Origin of the sequence: Paraburkholderia atlantica (assembly GCF_009362785.1) — a bacterium.
Taxonomy (GTDB): domain Bacteria; phylum Pseudomonadota; class Gammaproteobacteria; order Burkholderiales; family Burkholderiaceae; genus Paraburkholderia; species Paraburkholderia atlantica.
Genome location: NZ_WHNQ01000011.1, coordinates 193490 through 209398, shown reverse-complemented (window position 1 = coordinate 209398; position 15909 = coordinate 193490). Strand labels below are relative to the sequence as shown.

Below are 15909 nucleotides of genomic sequence, written 5' to 3'. Positions count from 1 at the left end.
ATACGAAACGAGTTCGGAGACAGCAACATGGGTGGACCACTGCAGGGTATTCGCGTCGTCGAGATCGGCACCCTCATCGCCGCGCCGTTCGCCGCGCGCCTGATGGCCGAGTTCGGCGCCGACGTGATCAAGATCGAAGCGCCCGAAACCGGCGACCCCCTTCGCAAATGGCGCAAGCTGCATGAAGGCACGTCGCTGTGGTGGTATCTGCAGTCGCGCAACAAGAAGTCCGTCTGCGTGAATCTGAAATCGGCCGATGGCGTCGAGGTCGTCAAGCGCCTCGCCGCCGATGCCGACGTCGTCATCGAAAATCTGCGCCCCGGTGCGCTCGAAAAGCTCGGCCTCGGCTGGGACGTGCTGCACGCGCTGAACCCGAAACTGACGATGGTGCGCATTTCCGGCTACGGCCAGTCCGGCCCGTATCGCGAACGGCCGGGCTTCGGCGCGATCGGCGAGGCGATGGGTGGCATCCGCTACACGACCGGCGAGGTGGACGGCGCGCCGGCGCGCGTCGGCGTGAGTCTCGGCGATTCGCTCGCGTCGCTGCACGGCGTGATCGGCGCGCTGATGTCGCTGCTGCGCGTGAAGACCGGCCAGGGCGAAGGCCAGGTGGTCGACGTGTCGCTGGTCGAGAGCGTGTTCAATCTGATGGAAAGCCTCGTGCCCGAATACGACCTGCTCGGCCATGTGCGCGAGCGCAGCGGCGGCGCGCTGCCGGGCATCGCGCCGTCGAACACGTATCGCACCGAGGACGACGGCTATGTCGTGATCGCAGGCAACAGCGATCCGATCTTCAAGCGGCTGATGCATCTGATCGGCCGCCCCGATCTCGCCGACGATCCCGCGCTCGCGCACAACGACGGCCGCGTGAAGCAGGTCGCGATGCTCGATCAGGCGATCACGGAGTGGACCTCGCATCACGCGACCGAAGACGTGCTGGCCGGGCTGGAACGGGCCGAAGTGCCGGCGGGGCGCATCTATTCGGTGGCCGACATCGTCGCCGATCCACACTACCAGGCGCGCGACATGTTGCTGCAGGCGCAATTGCCGGGCGGCGCGTCGGTGAAGATGCCGGGCATCGTGCCGAAGCTGTCGGACACGCCGGGCGAAGTGCGCTGGCAAGGACCGACGCTCGGTGAACACACCGGCAGCGTGCTCAGCGAGCTTGGATTCGCGAGCGAAGACATCGAGCGGCTTCGTCGCGAGGGAGCGGTGCAATGAATTCCACGATCTTTTCCACGCGCGAGGCCGCGTCATTCGACCCACTGATCGTGCAGGAAGTCGCCCCGCGCGATGGCCTGCAGATCGAACCTACTTGGGTCGAAACCGCCGACAAGATCGCGCTGATCAACGGGCTATCCACATGCGGATTCACGCGTATCGAAGCGGGCTCGTTCGTGTCGCCGAAAGCGATTCCGGCGTTGCGCGACGGCGAAGCCGTGTTCCAGCAGATCGAGCGCCAAGCCGGCGTGATCTATGTCGCGCTGGTGCCGAACCTGAAGGGCGCCGAGCGCGCTTTGTCCGCGCGCGCCGACGAACTGAACCTCGTGATGTCCGCGAGCCAGACGCATAACCGCGCGAACATGCGCATGAGCTGCGAGTCGTCGCTCGCGGCGTTCGACGACATCGTGCGTCGCGCGTTGGCCGCGGGCGTGCGGCTCAACGCGACCGTGGCGACCGCGTTCGGCTGTCCGTTCGAAGGCCGCATCGACGAAGACCGCGTGATCGGCATCGTCGACGCGTATCGCGAGATGGGCATCGAGGGCATCACGCTCGCCGACACGACCGGCATGGCGAATCCGCGTCAGGTCGCGCGGCTCGTCGCACGCGTGCTCGAAGCCCTGCCGGCCGCGGCGCTCACGCTGCACTTCCATAACACGCGCGGCCTCGGTCTCGCCAACGTGCTCGCCGCGTATGAATCCGGCGCGCGCCGCTTCGATGCGGCGCTCGGCGGCCTCGGCGGCTGCCCGTTCGCGCCGGGCGCCTCGGGCAACATCTGCACCGAAGACCTCGTGAACCTGTGCGACGAAATGGGCATCCCGACCGGGATCGATCTGCCGAAGCTGCTCGCGCTGTCGCGCGGCTTGCCTGCATTGCTCGGCCACGACGTGCCGGGGCAAGTCGCCAAGGCGGGCCGCAATTGCGATTTGCATCCGGTGCCCGACTACGTTCGACAGATCTGAACCGCACCCCGACAAACAACCCCTCAACCGATCAAACGACCGGACGGCACCGCCGAATCCGGCATTGGAGACAAGCATGAGTGACCTGGGCGTAGTGGCGGGCAGTACCCGCGAACATGGCGCGGATGATCTCGCGGCGATCGTCCGCAAAGTCGCGTGGCGGCTGATGCCGCTGATCATGATCTGCTATCTGTTCGCGTTCTTCGACCGCATCAATATCAGCTTCGCGAAGTTCCAGCTGCAAAGTGATCTGGGCTTGTCGGATACCGCGTACGGTCTCGGCGCGAGTCTGTTCGTGATCGGCTACGTGCTGTTCGAGGTGCCCAGCAATCTGTTCCTGTACAAGGTCGGCGCTCGACGCTGGATCGCGCGGATCATGATTTCGTGGGGACTCGCGACCGCGGCGATGGTGTTCGTCAACAACGAATGGCAGTTCTACGGCCTGCGCTTCGTGATCGGCGCAATGGAAGCGGGCTTCGCGCCCGGCGTGCTGTACTACCTGACGCTGTGGTTTCCGACCGAATATCGCGGCCGCATCACGTCGATGCTGTTTCTCGCGTCGGCGTTTTCGGGGCTGGTCGGTGCGCCGCTCGCGGGGCTCGTGATCGGTCATATGGACGGCGTGGCCGGCATGCCGGGTTGGCACTGGCTGTTCCTGGTCGGCGGCTTGCCGTGTGTGGTGCTAGGTTTGCTGGTGCTGAAGCTGCTGAAGGATCGCATCGACGATGCGGGGTGGCTGTCATCGGCGGAGAAGAGCTTGCTCGCCGGGCAGATCGCCCAGCAAAGCCGCCCGGCACCGACCGGCCATTCGCTGCTGGGCGCGCTGAAGACGCCGGGCTTCCTGACGCTCGGGCTCGTGTATTTCCTGATTCAGATCGCGTCCTACGGTCTGAATTTCTGGGCACCGCATCTGATTCACGTGGCGGGCACGAAGAATCCCACCGTGGTCGGCCTGCTGACGGCGGTGCCGTATGTGTGCGGCGCAATCTGCATGGTGGTGGTCGGGCGCTTGTCCGACGCGAGCGGCGAGCGGCGCAAGTTCGTGTTCGGGCTGCTGTTGATGTCCGCGCTCGGCTTCTTCGCAGCGGGCTACTTCGACAAACAGACCGCGTTGCTGGTGGTCGCGCTTGCGGTGATGGGCGCGGGCGTGGTCGCATCGATTCCGGCATTCTGGGCGCTGCCGCCCAAGCTGCTGACGGGCGCGGGCGCCGCGGGCGGTATCGCGTTGATCAACACGCTCGGGCAACTCGGCGGGATCGTGAGCCCGGTGATGGTGGGGCGTGTGAAGGATCTGACCGGCAGCACGACGCCGGCGCTGTATGTGATCGGCGCGATGAGCGTGGTGTGCGCGCTGATCGTGCTGTATGGGTTGCCGGAGTCGCTGCGCAGTCGTGAAACGGCGCGGTGAAATAGAGGTGGACGGCGCGGTCGTTCGCTTGCATCACACGACGTGCCGCGCCGCTGCCCGCTAGCGCATCCGCGAACGATAGGCCTGCCGCATCAATCACTTGGCAGGCCTGTGCGCAGGTTGTCCACAAGCTTGTTCCCAAATTATGTGGACAACTGGACTTCGAGGTGGGTCCGACTGATACGGCGTCCTTGCCAAGCCCGCTCGCCGGTAGCACGCACTCCGTAGCGACGCTCGCTGCCTACGCGTGCACCGCGCGCGGATAGTTCTCACGCTTCAAGCACTTAAGCTCGCTGTGCGAGGGTTGTCCACAGGCTTGCCAACAATTTAGGTGGACAAGTTTTGTTTGCCGACAGGGTACCGTGCCGAAGCGACCACTTCCTCCTGCACTTGCACCTGCAAAACCGCATCCCGTTTATCGAGCAGATGCTGCCGCAAAATCGCGCTGAGCTTCTTGCCGTCGCGAGCCTCGAGCGCCTTCAGCATTTCATCGTGATCGTGAATCGCGCGGTCCCATTTCGGCGTCTGATAGTTCGAGCGAAAGCGCAGCGCCTGCAGCCGCCGGTTGACCGACACATAGGTCTGCCGCAGCGCTGAATTTCTCGCCGCCTCGTTGATCTTGTCGTGAATCGCCTGGTTGCGGCTGTAGTAGCCCGGCAGATCGTTCTGCGCGCGGCACGCGAGCATCGCGTAGTGCAGTGCTTTGATCTCGGCGAGTTCGGCCGCCGTGATGCGCTCGGCCGCGAGTTCGCCCGAGAACGCTTCGAGGCCGCTCATCAATTCGAAGGTTTCGCGCACTTCCGCCTCCGACATTTTCGACACCGATGCGCCCCGGTTCGGCGAAATCTCGATCAAACCTTCGGCGGCCAGCACCTTCAGCGCCTCGCGCAGCGGCGTGCGCGAAATGCCGAGCGTTTCGCACAACTCGCGCTCGTTCAGTTTCTTGCCGGGCTCCAGCACCCCCTCGACGATAAAGCGGCGGATGTGCTCCACCACCGTGTCATGCAGGCGCTGACGCTCGACCTTCGGCATCAGCGGGGCAGCGGTCACACCCGCGTCGACATGCGAATTTTGCATACAAAAACCCCCAGCTTCACATGATTTGGGATTTTATCCGAACCATATCGATTAGTTATCAGCGCGCAAACGCGGGTAAACACGGTGCTCAACGAGCATATTTCGTCTTGGGAACGTCACGATTCTTCTGATACAGTTTTTTGAATGCAAAATTCAATTGGAGGAGTCCGATGCTGAAGCTAGATTTTCATCCCGCCGGCCGTCACTTCCTGCAGATTCCGGGGCCGAGTCCGGTGCCCGATCGCATCCTCCGCGCGATGAGCTATCCGACCATCGACCACCGCGGTCCCGAGTTCGGCGAACTGGGTCTCAAGGTGCTCGACGGCATCAAGAAGATCTTCAAGACGCAGCAACCGGTCGTCATCTATCCGGCGTCCGGCACGGGCGCATGGGAAGCCGCGTTGTCGAATACGCTGAGCCCCGGCGATCACGTGCTGATGTTCGAGACGGGCCACTTCGCGACGCTATGGAAAAAGATGGCCGAGAAGCTCGGCCTGAAGCCCGAGTTCCTGGGTTTGCCAGGCATCGAAGGCTGGCGGCGCGGCGTGCAGCCGCAGATGATCGAAGAGCGTCTGCGCGCCGACACGCAGCATGCGATCAAGGCGGTCTGCGTGGTGCACAACGAAACCTCGACCGGCGTCACGTCCGACATCGCCGCCGTGCGCCGCGCGATCGACGCCGCCGGCCATCCGGCGCTGCTGCTCGTCGACACGATCTCCGGTCTCGCGTGCGCTGACTACCGTCACGACGAATGGGGTGTCGACGTGACCGTGTCGGGCTCGCAAAAGGGCTTGATGCTGCCGCCGGGCATCAGCTTCAACGCGATCTCGCCGAAGGCGATGGCCGCCAACCAGCACGCGAAGCTGCCGCGCAGCTTCTGGGACTGGTCGGAAATCGTCGAAATGAACAAGACCGGTTACTGGCCGTACACGCCGAACACGAACCTGCTGTATGGCCTGCACGAAGCGATCGAGATGATTCTCGGCGAAGGGCTCGACAACGTGTTCGCGCGTCACGAGCGGCTCGCCGAAGCGACGCGCCGCGCGGTGCGCGCGTGGGGGCGCGAAATCCAGTGCGCCGATCCCGCCGTGTATAGCCCGGTGCTGACGGGCGTGATGATGCCCGACGGCGTCGATGCCGACGCGGTGCGCAAGCTGATCTACGAACGCTTCGATATGTCGCTCGGGACGGGCCTCGGCAAGATGAAAGGCCGCATGTTCCGCATCGGTCATCTCGGCGATTGCAACGACCTGACGCTGCTCGCGACCCTGGCCGGCTGCGAAATGGGTCTGCGGCTTGCTGGCGTGCCCCTTAAGGAAAGCGGCATGCCTGCCGCTATGGAGTGGTTGAGCCACGCACCGAAGACGCCGGGTTTGAAGGCCGCGGCATAAGCGCCAACAACAGGAAACAAGCCGTAACACCAGGGAGCGCATTTCTCATCGAGCCGCGCGCAGAACGCGGCCATCACAACATGCAATGCGTCCATAACGGCTATCGCGGCCGACGGGCGACGACGCAGCGCGCCACTTCAGGCGCGCCGTCGACACATGCCACGGAGAGAGAGGATGAAACGGTTTCGTTTGACCAGTGCGACCAGTATCGTTCTAGTGATGCTCTGCATCATGTACTTCATCACGTACCTCGATCGCGTGAACGTCAGCACCGCGGCCGCGGGTTTCGGCAAGGAATTCAATCTCACCCATACGCAGGTCGGCCTCGTGTTCTCGGCCTTCGCGTATCCGTATCTGCTGTTTCAGGTGATCGGCGGCTGGGTCAGCGATCGCTTCGGCGCGCGACGCACGCTGTTGTTCTGCGGCGCGGTCTGGGGTCTCGCGACGGTGTTTACGGGCCTCGCGGGCGGACTCGCTTCGTTGCTCGCCGCGCGGCTCGTGCTCGGTTTCGGTGAAGGCGCGACCTTCCCGGCGGCAACGTCGGCGATGTCGCGCTGGGTCGCGAAAGAAAAACGCGGCTTCGCGCAGGGCATCACGCACGCGGCGTCACGAGTCGGCAATGCGGTCGCGCCGGCCCTCATCGTGCTGGTGATGACCACCTGGGGCTGGCGCGAATCGTTCTATATCTGCGGCGCGCTGAGCCTGGTGTGGGTCGGCCTGTGGGCGATCACGTTCACCGAGCATCCGAAAGATCATCCGCGCATCACGCCCGAGGAACTCGCGGTGCTGCCCGCGGTGAAGCCGAAAGTCGCAGGCCTGCCGTGGGGCAAACTGTTTCGCCGCATGACACCGGTCACGATCGTCTACTTCTGCTACGGCTGGACGCTGTGGCTGTTCCTGAGCTGGATTCCGCTGTACTTCCTGCACAACCATCATCTGCAATTGCAGAAGTCGGCGATCTTCGCGTCGGTCGTGTTTTTTGCCGGCGTGATCGGCGATACGCTCGGCGGCCTCGTCACCGATGCGATCTTCAAGCGCACCGGCAGCCTCAAACGCGCGCGCAGCTGGATGGTGTCGGTGTGCATGCTGTTTTGCCTGCTGTCGCTGATTCCGTTGATGTTCACGCATGACCTGACGCTGTCGATCGCCTGTCTGGCGTCGGGCTTCTTCTTCGCCGAAATGACGATCGGCCCGATGTGGGCGATCCCGATGGACATCGCGCCGGAATTCTCCGGCACCGCGAGCGGCATGATGAACACGGGCTCGGCGCTGGCCGCGATCATCTCGCCGGTGATGGGCGGCTTTCTGATCGACCACTTCGGCAACTGGGATCTGCCGTTCGTCGGCAGCATGTTGCTGATGGGCATCGGCGTCGTGCTCGCGTTCCGCATGCAGCCGGAGAGCCGCTTCGAAGCTGGCGCGTCGGAGAAGGCGCAGGCTTCCAGCCGGGTGGGCGTGTAAAACATGACTTCATCACTGAGCCAGCTTCTTGCCGATGGGCGCCGCAGTCGCACGGTGCTCGATACGTTGCCGCCGGAACAGCTTCCTTCTACTGCTGACGCCGCCTACGCAATCCAGCACGAAATCCTGAGCGCGTGCGGCGCGCGAATCGGCGGCTGGAAGATCGGCGCGAAATCGGCGAGCGGACCGATTCAAGGCGCGCCATTGCCCGACACGGATCTGCACGCCGATGGCGCGCGTCTGTCGCGCGAAGGTCTCGCGCCGCTCGGGCTCGAACTCGAAGTCGCGTTTCGTTTCGGCCGGCGTTTCGAGCCTTCCGCGACACCGTACGGCGAAGATGAAGTGCTTGCGGGCATCGGCTCGATCGGCGCGACCATCGAGATCGTCGCGAGCCGCTATGCCGCGTGGCCCGCCATCGACAAACTCGCGCAGCTCGCGGACCTGCAGAATCACGGCGCGCTGATCGTCGGTGAATTCACGCGGTATCGCGAGGATTTTCCATACGTCGCGCCGTCGCTGCGTTTCGAGTTCAACGGACGCAATGTCGTCGCAACGACGCCCGCGAATCCTGCCGGCGATCCGCGACGGCTGTTGACGTGGCTCGTCAATCACGCGAGTGCGCGCGGCATTGCGGTCACCCCGGAGATGGTGATCACCGCCGGTTCATACACCGGCATGTTCTTTCCGCGCGAGGCGGGCAACGTGAGCGGGCATATCGAAGGACTCGCGCCGGTGCATCTGACGCTGTACTAGGTAATTCGAGCCGCGCGGCTCAGGCGCGCTCCTCACAGGCCGACGAAATGACGAATCCCACTGCGGGCTTGCTCGTCAAGCCGATTCATCTGGTCCCCTCCGCCGCGCGCGCAACGAGTCCGCTCGCGCAGCATCTGCGCAAAGCGCTGCGCGGCGACGTGCTGTTCGATCTCGCGAGCCGCGGCCGCTACTCGACCGATGCGTCGATCTATCAGATCACGCCGGTCGGCGTCGTGGTGCCGCGCGATCAGGACGATCTGCGCATCGCGCTCGAGATCGCGCGCAGCGAGAAGGTACCGCTGCTCGCGCGCGGCGCGGGCACGAGCCAGTGCGGGCAGACGGTCGGCGAAGCGCTGGTGGTCGATACGAGCAAGTGGCTGAACAACATCGTCGCGTTCGATGCCGATGCGCGCACCGTCACGGTCGAGCCCGGCGTCGTGCTCGATCATCTGAATGCGTGGCTGAAGCCGCATGGACTGTGGTTCCCGGTCGATGTTTCGACGGCCGCGCAGTGCACGATCGGCGGCATGGCCGGCAACAACTCGTGCGGCTCACGCTCGATCGAATACGGCAACATGGTTCACAACGTCGACGCGATCGACGCGATTCTCGCCGACGGCAGCGAAGCGCGCTTCGCGTCGCTGCGCGAGGCGCCGCAAGGCGAGCGCTTGCAGCAGATCGTCGCTGGTGTCACGCGGATCGCGCAGCGTGAGCGTGATGAAATCGTCGCGCGCGTGCCGAGGGTGCTGCGCCGCGTGGCGGGCTACAACATCGATCTGTTCGACTGCCAGAATCCGCGCGCCTATACCGATGACGGCAGCGCGAACCTCGCGCATCTGCTGGTCGGCTCGGAAGGCACGCTCGCATTCAGCCGGCAGATCACGCTGAAGCTCGCGCCGCTGCCCGCTCATAAAACGCTTGGCGTGGTCAACTTTCCTACCTTCCGGCAGTCGATGGCGCTCACGCAGCACATCGTCAAGCTGAAGCCGGTCGCGGTCGAACTCGTCGATCGCACGATGATCGATCTCGCGTTGAGCAATCCCGCATTTCGTCCGGTGATCGAGAAGGCGCTGGTCGGCGAGCCCGAGGCGATTCTGCTCGTCGAGTTCGCGGGCGAGGATCGCGACGCGCAGCTTGCGTCGCTGAAGCAGCTGACCGAATTGATGGGCGAGCTGGGCTTGCCCGATGCGGTCGTCGAGATGCCGGACGCGAACGCGCAAAAAGCACTGTGGGAAGTGCGCAAGGCCGGGCTCAACATCATGATGAGCATGAAGGGCGACGGCAAGCCGGTGTCTTTCATCGAAGATTGCGCGGTGCCGCTCGAACATCTGGCCGACTACACGAGCCGGCTGACCGAAGTGTTTCATCGCCACGGCACCGAGGGCACCTGGTACGCGCATGCGAGCGTCGGCACGCTGCACGTGCGGCCCATTCTCGACATGCGCCGCGACGGCGCAACGAAGATGCGCGCGATCGCCGAAGAAGCGGCCGCGCTGGTGCGCGAGTACAAGGGCGCGTATTCCGGCGAGCATGGCGACGGTCTGTGCCGCGGCGAATGGGTCGCGTGGCAATACGGGCCGCGGCTTAACGAAGCGTTCAGCGAGATCAAGGCGCTGTTCGATCCGGACAATCGCTTCAATCCCGACAAGATCGTGCGTCCGCCTAAGATGGACGACACGCGTAATTTCCGCTTCGCGCCGGGCTATCGCGAACAACGCATCGAAACGGTGCTCGACTGGTCGACGTGGAACGTGAAGCGCGATCCGCTGACGGGAGAAGAAAGCGCGCCTGGCAGCGGCGACGATCTGAGCGGCGGCCTCGCGAAAGCGGTCGAGATGTGCAACAACAACGGCCACTGTCGCAAGTTCGACGCGGGCACGATGTGCCCGAGCTATCGCGTGACGAAGGACGAGCAGCATCTGACGCGCGGGCGGGCCAACACCTTGCGGCTCGCGATTTCAGGCCAGCTCGGCGAAAGCGGGCTCGCGAGCGATGACGTGAAGGAAACGCTCGACCTGTGCGTATCGTGCAAGGGCTGCAAGCGCGATTGCCCGACCGGCGTCGATATGGCGAAGTTCAAGATCGAGGCGCGGGCGGCGCGGGTGAAGACGCATGGACTGCGGCTGCGCGACAGGCTCGTCGCGTTCATGCCGCGCTATGCGGGCGCGGCGAGCCGCATGCCGGGACTGATGGCGCTCGCGGACAATGTGCCGGTGCTGTCGGCGTGGTTCAAGCGTTCTGTCGGGTTCGCTGCCGAGCGGAGTCTGCCGCGGTTCAAGAGGGCGTTTCTGGCCGATGCGGTGTCCGCGAAGCCTGCACGCAATGCTGCGCAGCCGTCCGCGCTGAAAGAAGTGCTGCTGTTCGTCGATACCTTCAATAACCACCTGGAGCCAGACAACGCGCGTGCCGCGCAACAGGTGCTCGAAGCGGCGGGATATACGGTCCACTTCAACGCACGGCCGGAAGAGCGCCCCGTGTGTTGCGGCCGCACGTTTCTCGCGGCGGGTCTCGTCGATGAAGCGAAACATGAAGCGCGGCGCATGCTCGATCTGTTCGGGCCGTTCGTCGAACGCGGCGTGCCGGTGGTGGGGCTGGAGCCATCGTGTCTGCTGTCGTTGCGCGACGAATTCCTGCAGTACGGTTTCGGCGACGAAGCGCGGCGCCTCGCGCAGCAAGCGTTTCTATTCGAGGAATTCCTCGTGCGCGAACAAAAGGCCGGGCGTTTGCAGCTCAAATTGAAACCGCTGCCGATGCAACAGGCGCTCGTGCACGGCCATTGCCACCAGAAAGCGTTCGATGCATTCACGCCGGTGCAGACCGTGCTGAAGTGGATTCCCGAATTGAAGGTATCGACGGTCGAATCGTCGTGCTGCGGCATGGCCGGCAGCTTCGGCTATGAAGCGGAGCACTACGCGACGTCGCAGGCGATGGCGGAGCTATCGCTGCTACCCGCGGTGCGCAAACTCGACGCCGCCACCGTGATGGTCGCCGATGGCACCAGCTGCCGGCATCAGATTCACGATGGGGCGGGCGTCGACGCGATTCACGTCGCGCGCGTGCTGGCGATGGCACTGCAATGACGCGGAGCTAACCGGAAGGCGAGACTCAAACCCCGATAGCCTGCCGAAACCCACTCGGCGTCACCCCGACAGCCTCGCGAAACCGGTGGCTAAAGTGACTCGCGTTCGCATAGCCGCATTGCCCGGCGATCTGCGCGAGCGGCAACGTGGTCGTGCGCAGCAGCGTACGCGCGCGATCGAGCCTTTGCCGCGCGATCCAGGCGGCGGGCGGCAACCCGAACGACTCGCGAAACATGCGCGCAAGATGAAACTCCGACATCGCCGCGACACCCGACAACTCACCGAGCGTCAACGGCTGCGCGAGATGACTGTCGATATAGTCGCGCAGCCGGCGCCGCGTCGCGGCCGACAGCCCGCCTTTCAGCGCCACGTTCGCGCGCCGAACGCCTTGTCCGCGCAACAGCAGGCTCAGCACTTCGTGCGCGGTCTCGTTGGTGCGCAGCAGACCGTCGGGACTTTCCCACTCCTCGTTGACGAGCGACTGGCACAGACTCGCAATGCGCGGGTCCTCGAAGTAGGTGCGATCGGCGAGCGTCAATTCGCGTGGCTCGCGGTCGAGCTCCTGTACCGCGCGTCGCGTGAAGTGCTCGGGCAGAAAGTACAGGTGCATGAAGTGCATATGGCCGCGCACCCACCAGCGCGATTCGTGATCGCCGGGCAGTGCGCACAGCCGCGACGGCGCGCCGTAGTGGCCCGGCATTTTCTGGCGCTCGGTGCGATAGCCGCCGTCCAGATAGCACGACAGCGTGTGATGGCCGGGCCGCTCGTAGATGGTCTCGGCTTCCTTCGTGTCGCGGGTCCATAGCGCGATCGCGAGTCCGTCGCCGAGCCACGCGAAGCGGTCCAGATGCGCGTTCGCACTGGCGAGCGTGTGACAGACCGACTGCAGGCCAAAAGGCAAGCCTGCGGTGGATGGCACGGGGACGGACGGGCTGGCGGTCACGGCGGCGAGCGGTGGTTTTCCGGTGATGCGTAGGGTTGAGCGGCCAGTATACGGCGCGGCCCCGCTGGCCGCTCCTTGCCACGAAAAAATGCGCAATTCTGGACAATTGCGGGCGGCGGCGCGGTTCCATAGTCGAGCTATCGTCAATGCTGCGCGTGATGGCAGCCTGTCATTGCAGTCCGAGGCCCGACCATGAATCTTTTGCTCTATGCCGTCACCGTGCTGATCTGGGGCACCACGTGGATCGCGATCAAATGGCAACTCGGCGCGGTGCCGCCGCCGGTATCGATTGCGTGGCGTTTCTGGATCGCCGCGCTGCTGCTGTTCGCGCTGCTGCGCATCATGCGCCGGCCGATCTGGCCGCCGCGCGGCGCCTGGCGCTACCTCGCCGCGCAGGGTCTCGCGCTGTTCTGCCTGAATTTCCTGTGCTTCTACTACGCCGAACAGATCGTGCCGAGCGGGCTCGTCGCGGTGGTGTTCTCGACCGCGCCGCTGCTGAACTCGATCAATGGGCGGCTGTTCATGGGCCGGCCGCTGCAGCCGAGCGCGATTGCGGGCGCCTTGCTCGGGCTCGTCGGCATCGTCTGTTTGTTCGTGCAGCAGATGGCCGGGCATCTCGGCGATCACACCGCGTGGCTCGGACTCGGCATCGCGTTTCTCGGCACGTTGTGCTTCTCGGCCGGCAACCTGCTGTCGAGCCGCATGCAGTCGATGGGCCTGCACCCGTTCGCGACCAATAGCTGGGCGATGCTGATCGGCGCGGCCGTCCTGACGCTCGGTAGTCTGTTCGCCGGCTATTCGTTCGCGGTGGAGCCGTCGGTACGCTATCTCGGCGCGCTCGCGTATCTCGCGGTGTTCGGCTCGGTGATCGGCTTCACGGCGTACCTGATGCTGGTCGGCCGTATGGGCCCGGAGCGCGCCGCCTACTGCACGGTGCTGTTCCCGATCGTCGCGCTCGCGGCGTCGACGCTGTTCGAGGGTTACCGGTGGTCCGCGCTCGCGGTGGTCGGTCTGCTGCTCGTCCTGGCCGGCAATCTGGTCGCGTTCGATCTGACGCGACGGATTTTCGTACGTCGCCGACCGGCTTGAACCTGATGCGCATAGCGCTCAAGGTGAGGATTTACAGGAGCAGAAAAAGCGCCCTGAATCTCTGACCGGTGAGGTTTTACGGGAACCGGTTTTTACCGGGTTCGTGAAGGGAGGATTTTGTTGGAAACGTAAATCGATGCAAATGGAATGAATTGGATGGGTCGGCATTCAATTATCATTTTTTTATCAATAAGTTTGCTATTTTTATATGAGAGCATAAAACACCAACTTTGATGTGCGCGCATCGCCTAGCAAGGATCGACCCCCGTGAAGCTTCTTCCCCGCCTTGGCTTGGCCGTGGTTCTAATCTATAGCCTGATCTCGCCGAATGTCTCCGCGCAATCCCAATTGAATTACACGACCTCATGGATCGGTAATAGTTTCGGATTTGGCGACGGTAAATGGATGCAGCAGGATATTCAGGCCATTAGCGTCGATGCTAATGGCACCGTTTATACGAATGCGCCGTGGGACGAAAGCGGCAGCGAAATCGCCGCCTATCGCGCCGGCGACAAGCTCGCGATCGCCGGTTCGACGCACGGCTGGGGCGCGGCCGGCGGCGACGCGGTGGCGGTGAATCACACGTACCTGTACGCGGCGATGTCGATCGGCAACGAGAACAATGCGCTGGTCGGCGCCGACTATCCGCCGGCCAATCAGACCTGGTACGGCATCACGCGACGCACGCTCGCGAATCTCGCGACCGGCGCGCCGTTTTCCGGCGGCATCGGCAATAGCGCGAATGCGACGAAGAACAGTTTCGTCGCGGTACAAACGGTGAAGACCGGCATCGACGCGGGCATTCGCGGCCTCGCCGCGACCGACAGCGAGCTCTATGTGGCCGACACGTACGGCAACCGGATCGTCGTGCACGACGCGCAATCCATGCAGCCGCTGCGTTCGTGGAGCGTCGCATCGCCCGCGCGCATCGCGATCGACACCGACTCGACGCTGTGGATCATCAGCGGCTTCGGCGCAGGCAGCCTGAGCATCCTGCATTACCGTGCAGACGGCACCGCGCTCGCCGGTCCATTGACTCTACCCGCGGGCACCGTGCCGACCGACCTCACGGTCACGCCATCCGGCCAGCTGCTGGTCGCCGACAACGGCGTTTCACAGCAGATTCTCGTGTTCAACAAAGGCGCGGGCGGCCAGATGCAGGCCGGCACGTCGATCGGCACGCGCAACGGCACCTTCCATCCGGTGCGCGGCGTGCCGGGTGATACGCGTTTCAACGGCATCACTGGCATCGGCGTCGATGCGGCTGGCAATCTGTACGTCGCGCAAAACGGCGAAGGACCGCGTGCGCCGGGCTCGGCATCGGTAGGGCAAGGCGCGGTGCTGGAGAGCTACGTGTACGGCACGCGCGTGCTCAACTGGCGGCTCTACGGCCTGACTTTCGTCGATAGCGGCGCGTTCGATCCGGCCACGCCCGCTTCGATCTACACGGGCTCGAAGCGCTTCACGCTCGATTACAGGCAGCCGGCCGGTCACGAATGGTCATACGCGGCGTTCACGCTCGATCGCTTCGATTACCCCGACGACCCCGCGTTTCACCAGCCGCGCGGCGTGCGCGGCGAACCGATGGTGCGCAGATTCAATGGCCAGCGTTTTCTCTATACGCTCGATCCGGGCGCGCACTATCTGAACGTCTATCGCTTCGGTGCCGCGCACGGCGAGATCGCGATTCCGTCGGGAATGCTCGCGCAGAATCCGCTGCCGGGCACCTGGCCCGCCGCGCAACCGACGTACGGCGAATGGCTGTGGCGCGACGGCAATGGCAATGGCACCGTCGACGCGAGCGAGATCAGCGGCAATCCGTCGACCGGCAGCACGGTCGGCAACGGCTTCTGGTGGGTCGACGAACCCGGCAACGTATGGCTCGCCACGCCATTGAGCGGCGTGCGCGAGATGCCGCTGCAAGGTCTCGACTCCGCCGGCAATCCGAACTACACGTACGCGAGTTCGAGGATGTTCGCGATGCCCGCGCCGTTCACGCGGCTAGCGCGGCTCATCTACGTCGCAGCGACCGACACGATGTATCTGTCCGGTTTCACCAGCGCGATTCCGTGGGACCCGACGCACTGGAAGGAAGCGGGCCCGGTGCTTGCGCGCTACGACAACTGGAGCAGCGGCACGCCGACCCTGACTTATACGATCTCGCTGCCGTGGAACACGCAGAGCGATCCGCAGACCACCACGGTCGGCGTCGCGATGGCGGGCAACTATATCTTCGTCGCCGAGTTGTACACCGATCGCATCGACGTCTACGACGCGCGCAACGGCACGGCAGTCGGTTATATGACGCCGGGCGCGAGCGTCGGCGGTACGAGCGGCTGGGTCGACGTCTATCTCGGCATCAGCGCGGCGCAGCGCGAAAACGGCGAGTACGTGGTGCTGGTCGAAGACGACGCGCGCGCGAAGCTGCTGATGTATCGCTGGACACCTTGACGTGCGTCGCTGTCGCGCCGAACACGAATAGACGGCGGCGCACGATCGGTATATAACAACTTTACCGATGCAC

Annotated in this window: 11 protein-coding genes; 9 read left to right on the top strand and 2 right to left on the bottom strand. The window is 64.2% G+C overall.

Features of this window, described 5'->3' with window-relative positions; all coding sequences use genetic code 11:
- The first annotated feature begins 27 nt into the window (after positions 1-27).
- From GCT19_RS18265 to GCT19_RS18255, 3 genes are all read left to right on the top strand, one after another.
- On the top strand, positions 28-1221 hold the full coding sequence (locus tag GCT19_RS18265; protein WP_152852692.1) for a CaiB/BaiF CoA transferase family protein: 1194 nt from the start codon (positions 28-30) through the stop codon (positions 1219-1221).
- Positions 1218-2183, top strand: coding sequence for a hydroxymethylglutaryl-CoA lyase (locus GCT19_RS18260; RefSeq protein WP_152852691.1), 966 nt, complete (start codon positions 1218-1220; stop codon positions 2181-2183). Before GCT19_RS18265 ends, GCT19_RS18260 begins: the two co-directional genes overlap by 4 nt.
- A 76-nt stretch (positions 2184-2259) precedes the next feature.
- Positions 2260-3591, top strand: coding sequence for an MFS transporter (locus GCT19_RS18255; RefSeq protein WP_018438426.1), 1332 nt, complete (start codon positions 2260-2262; stop codon positions 3589-3591).
- Between the two features lie 327 nt (positions 3592-3918).
- Here GCT19_RS18255 and GCT19_RS18250 read toward each other — a convergent pair whose 3' ends face one another.
- The gene (locus tag GCT19_RS18250) at positions 3919-4668 is read right to left on the bottom strand and encodes a GntR family transcriptional regulator (RefSeq protein WP_013092879.1); all 750 of its coding nucleotides are present in this window, start codon (positions 4666-4668) and stop codon (positions 3919-3921) included.
- Between the two features lie 170 nt (positions 4669-4838).
- Here GCT19_RS18250 and GCT19_RS18245 point away from each other — a divergent pair, with 170 nt between their 5' ends.
- The 4 genes from GCT19_RS18245 (at position 4839) to GCT19_RS18230 (ending at position 11353) form a co-directional block, all read left to right on the top strand.
- Positions 4839-6059, top strand: a complete 1221-nt coding sequence (locus GCT19_RS18245) for a pyridoxal-phosphate-dependent aminotransferase family protein (RefSeq protein WP_152852690.1) — start codon at positions 4839-4841, stop codon at positions 6057-6059.
- A 174-nt stretch (positions 6060-6233) separates the two neighbouring features.
- Positions 6234-7520 (top strand): MFS transporter, encoded by a 1287-nt coding sequence (locus tag GCT19_RS18240; RefSeq protein ID WP_152852689.1) that lies wholly within the window; start codon positions 6234-6236, stop codon positions 7518-7520.
- 3 nt (positions 7521-7523) lie between these two features.
- On the top strand, positions 7524-8273 hold the full coding sequence (locus GCT19_RS18235; protein WP_152852688.1) for a 2-keto-4-pentenoate hydratase: 750 nt from the start codon (positions 7524-7526) through the stop codon (positions 8271-8273).
- A 47-nt stretch (positions 8274-8320) separates the two neighbouring features.
- Positions 8321-11353, top strand: a complete 3033-nt coding sequence (locus GCT19_RS18230) for an FAD-binding and (Fe-S)-binding domain-containing protein (RefSeq protein ID WP_152852687.1) — start codon at positions 8321-8323, stop codon at positions 11351-11353.
- Positions 11354-11378: 25 nt separating this feature from the next.
- Here GCT19_RS18230 and GCT19_RS18225 read toward each other — a convergent pair whose 3' ends face one another.
- Positions 11379-12272, bottom strand: coding sequence for an AraC family transcriptional regulator (locus tag GCT19_RS18225; protein ID WP_321576824.1), 894 nt, complete (start codon positions 12270-12272; stop codon positions 11379-11381).
- A 216-nt stretch (positions 12273-12488) separates the two neighbouring features.
- On the opposite strand from GCT19_RS18225, the gene GCT19_RS18220 reads away from it, so the two are divergent.
- Positions 12489-13385 (top strand): DMT family transporter, encoded by an 897-nt coding sequence (locus GCT19_RS18220; RefSeq protein WP_018438433.1) that lies wholly within the window; start codon positions 12489-12491, stop codon positions 13383-13385.
- Between the two features lie 267 nt (positions 13386-13652).
- Positions 13653-15836 carry an NHL repeat-containing protein gene (locus GCT19_RS18215; RefSeq protein WP_321576823.1) on the top strand — a complete coding sequence of 728 codons (2184 nt, stop codon included), beginning with the start codon at positions 13653-13655 and terminating at the stop codon, positions 15834-15836.
- Positions 15837-15909 lie beyond the last annotated feature (73 nt).